This is a genomic window from Alkalibacterium sp. m-11 (assembly GCF_054658155.1).
This window is the reverse complement of record NZ_BAAGIR010000174.1, coordinates 1-3386: the sequence shown is the minus strand read 5'-3', so window position 1 is coordinate 3386 and position 3386 is coordinate 1. Positions and strand designations below refer to the sequence as shown.

Here is a 3386-nt window from a genome sequence, read left to right as displayed (position 1 = left end):
TCCAATGGGACAACTGAAGAAAATGTTTGGGTAATGAAACACACAGAATGAGCCATTTTAATATTAAAATTGAAGAGTTACCATCTCTAGAAAAAAAGTTTCCGCCAAAGTCTTGACACATACAATACTCGAATAAAACTCGTTTTTTTCTGAATTATTTGGTAAAATGTTAGCCATAAGACATCTCTCCTTGGAATGTTGGTTGTGACTCACATTTTACCAAAGAGAGCTGTCTTTTTCTTTACTTTTAAGCTGATTAATCTAAATAATCCTTATGATGTAAAGGATAGAACGGAGTTCTTAAGGGTGCGAAACTTGAGTTAAGTACCCTATAATTGTCTAATGACTCTGTTGATCACAATCATGACAGAATACGAGGAGGAAACAAATGAATTATCATGTATCAATTAGTGGAAGTGATCAGGCTATAGGAACAGCTGACCAGCCTTTCCGTACCATTTCTCAAGCTGCAGCCCTGGCCATGCCTGGTGATACCGTTACCGTCCATGCAGGCGTGTACCGTGAATGGGTCAATCCCGCAAATGGTGGAACCGTCGATCATCGAATCGTCTACAAAGCAGCTGGAGATGGCGAAGTCGTCATTACTGGAGCAGAGCGCTTGACAGACTGGACAGACGAAGGTGATCAGGTCTGGAGTACATTGGTCCCTAACAGCCTATTTTCCGCAAGACACCCTTTTAAAGAAGAACTAAGTGGCGACTGGCTTTTTGACGGCGCTTTTACGGCTCACCTCGGTGAAGTATGCCTCGACGGTCAGTCGCTTTATGAATGTGAGAAAGTAGAGCACGTACATAAGCCTGAAGTCTGGTCGGAAGCCAAGTACTCAGAAGCTTCTCTGCTCAAATGGACAGCTGAAGTCGATTCTAAAACGACTAAGATCTGGGCTAATTTTGGTGGGAAAGATCCGCGCGAAGAAAATGTCGAAATCAGCGTGCGTCCGCACTGTTTCTGGCCGGAAAAACCGGGTCTTGATTATATAACGGTCAGCGGATTCACTCTGTGTCAGGCCTCTCCTCAGTGGGCAGCGCCAACTGAATTTCAGGAGGGACTGATCGGAACACACTGGAGTAAAGGATGGATCATCGAAAACAACGTGATCAGCGAGTCCAAGAACGTCGGGATCAGTCTTGGCACTGCCATCGGGACTGGGCACACTAGAGACGGTGACAATCACAGTAAAGGTGGGACCCAGCGTGAACAGGAAGTAATTCTGAGAGCTTTGCGATCCGGCTGGGATAAGGACCGTGTCGGTAGTCATATTGTCCGCAACAATGTGATTCACGACTGTGAACAGGCTGGAATTGTCGGCCATATGGGTGCAGCCTTCAGCAGCATTTATCAGAATAAGATTTACAATATCCACCACAAGCGTATCCGACACGGTGCTGAAGTAGGAGGCATCAAGCTTCATGCTGCTTTGGACACTCAAATCAGTGACAATAAGATATACAGTTCCTACCGTGGCCTCTGGCTTGACTGGCAGGCACAAGGAACTCGAATCAGCCGTAATCTGTTTTTCGACAATCTATCAGAAGATTTATTTGTTGAAGTCTGTCATGGCCCATATTTAGTTGATCACAACCTGTTCCTGTCTCCAATGAATTTCAGAAACACGGCTCAAGGTGGTGCTTTTGTCCATAATTTGTTTGCCGGACAATTTGTCGTTCAGTCCGAACTGTCGCGAACGACACCTTACCATTTCCCGCATGAGACAGCCATGGCTGGATATTCTAATATTAGTGGTGGAGATGACAGATACTACAATAACCTTTTCTTAGGGAATGAAGAGACAAACAAAGAGCCTGTGCCTATCACCTTCTTTGAGCATCTTCCGCTTAAAGAAAGAGAAGAAACAGAGGGCAGTGGTGCTGTAATGGATGGTATACCTGAAGATTCAATCTGCTACCTGCATCCAGTCGGGCTTGGCGGATACAACGACCATCCCGATGCAAAAGATAAGCCGTGGTGGCAGTACACTAAAGAGGAAATGGCTGAACTTGGAGATGCCGAAAATAATATTCTGGTCGGTAATGCCGTGCTCCCTGTCGCTATGGGAGGAAACGTATACCTGAACAACGCTGTTTCTAGCAGCCACGATCCTCATGCTCCTTCTTCTGAACAGAAAGGAATCGATATTTCAATCGATCAGAATGAAGGTAAAGTAAGTGTCAAAGTAAACGATCCGGACTTGCTTCGTGCTGCTTCTTCCATGGTGGCTACAACCGATCTTCTCGGAAAAGCATATCATGCCGATATGTCTTTCGAGCAGCCTGATAGATCACCGTATCGCTTCGATTCGGACTTTTTCGGACACCGGAGACCTGATGCTGGACTGACAGCCGGTCCATTTGAACTGGAAAAGAAAGCTTCTGCAGAATTTGATGTTTAAATAGTTTTTAAAGAATCAGACAGCACATTTGTCTGGTTCTTTTTTTATTAATACAATAAGATTATTGACTTCCACTCCACTAGAACGATTGATTATGCTATTATGTAATAAATTATATGCTAGGATGGTCATGATATGTATGCAAAAGTAATTAACCTTTCCAATCGACTCATTACCTATACGGTGTATGCCATCTACCCTGTAATCATCGTGGTACTATTATTCTCAGGTGACTCCAGATTCTGGCGCGTGCTGCTGGGGCCGCTTATCTCCTTTGTACTGGTGAGCCTGTTACGACGCTTTATCGATGCCCCCCGACCCTATGAGGTTACTAGCAAGGCACCTATTCTAAATAAAGATACTAAAGGCCAATCGTTTCCTAGTCGCCATGTCTTTTCAGTTTTCGTGATCGCCTCCACCCTCTATTTTATATCCCGTCCACTGGGAGTCTTTCTCATGCTGATCGGATGCGTGCTGGCCGTCCTGCGTGTTATTGGCGGCGTCCATTATCCGAGAGATGTGATTGCTGGAGCAATTATCGGGATATTGTCCGGTGTGTTGGGATTTCTTCTTTAGTATAGATTATCAGACGAGGCAAGTTTACCCATATCTGACTCACTTTGAGTATAAAAATGGAGGTGTTCGTACTTATCTTAAGTACATCCCCTCCATTTTTAATATTATTTAAATGCTCTGTTCTAAGGCAGACTGACCTTCCTTTTCAGCTAAGTGTGACTGACTTATCGAAAGCAGAACCTAGTTGAGCCAATTTCATAATTATTTGTCGTGTTTAACACCTGATAAATCAACTTTTTTAAAACATAGAAAAAAGGAACCCCCCCATATGGCACAATTAGGTTGTCGACTAAGACACGTACTCCAGGAGGGATTCCTTATGTCCATTATACAACAACCCACTTTATTTGACATTGATTTTTTAGAAAAACTTGACGTTCAGGAGAAATACCAAGAAATT

Annotated in this window: 2 protein-coding genes; both read left to right on the top strand. The window is 43.8% G+C overall.

The features are described from left to right. The first annotated feature begins 388 nt into the window (after positions 1 to 388). On the top strand, positions 389 to 2410 hold the full coding sequence (locus tag ACYQ2O_RS11195) for a right-handed parallel beta-helix repeat-containing protein (RefSeq protein WP_346024243.1): 2022 nt from the start codon (positions 389 to 391) through the stop codon (positions 2408 to 2410). Positions 2411 to 2545: 135 nt separating this feature from the next. Beyond that, positions 2546 to 2986 carry a phosphatase PAP2 family protein gene (locus tag ACYQ2O_RS11190; protein ID WP_346024242.1) on the top strand — a complete coding sequence of 147 codons (441 nt, stop codon included), beginning with the start codon at positions 2546 to 2548 and terminating at the stop codon, positions 2984 to 2986. Positions 2987 to 3386 lie beyond the last annotated feature (400 nt).

What these genes read in the sequence shown, in the direction of transcription:
- ACYQ2O_RS11195 (WP_346024243.1), top strand. Translation starts at nt 389, where the DNA reads ATGAATTATCATGTATCAATTAGTGGAAGTGATCAGGCTATAGGAACA.
- ACYQ2O_RS11190 (WP_346024242.1), top strand. Translation starts at nt 2,546, where the DNA reads ATGTATGCAAAAGTAATTAACCTTTCCAATCGACTCATTACCTATACG.